The 624-nt window shown below is 50.6% G+C and carries 1 protein-coding gene; it reads left to right on the forward strand.

The window, feature by feature from the left end; all coding sequences use genetic code 11:
* On the forward strand, positions 1–624 hold a 624-nt coding region (locus CHA01nite_RS20715), incomplete at both ends, for a hypothetical protein (protein WP_170234798.1).

Raw genomic sequence — 624 nt, forward strand, 5'->3', positions numbered from 1 at the left:
GACCATGTATATGGTAACCGACTGGTACCCCGACACGCCGGCCGGTGAAAGAAATCCCGCTGCCGTAACGTGGGAACTTTTTAAAAAGCGCTCCAACGGCAGCTTTACGACGACCAATATTAAAAAGAAGGGCGACGGAAGCTTTACTTTCGGGGAAGTGGCCTCAAAAAATACCTACCGCCTCGAAGCTTATCTTCATGAGCCGGAAGGAAGCGGCCCCACGACTATTGACATTACCCCGCAGCCGGCAGGGATTCCGAAGATCAGCAAGGTGGAGCTCCGCTATGTGGACGATTCTCCCGGAACGGTTTTCAGCTACACCGAAAAGATGGTGGCCGTTGCGCATTGTGTCAACCTTACCGGCGAAAAACTGCTTTTCACACTTTGGGAAGACGATGCTGCGGGTGAAGGCCACAACAGCAAGAACAAATTCGTGGACAGCAGGCAGGCCGTCGTCGGCAGAACGGGAACGGCAACCGCTGAATTTATTCTCACCAAAGCTTTGATGCAGAAAGCGGCACAGGGTGAAAGGGATCCCAAAGAACTGGAATTCTACGTCACGGTAGAATATTATAAAGACAAAAAACATGCTTCGGATAATGTAGAGCTGAAAAATCCGGATTA

The organism is Chryseobacterium hagamense (genome assembly GCF_007991455.1).
In the GTDB taxonomy this organism is placed as follows: domain Bacteria; phylum Bacteroidota; class Bacteroidia; order Flavobacteriales; family Weeksellaceae; genus Chryseobacterium; species Chryseobacterium hagamense.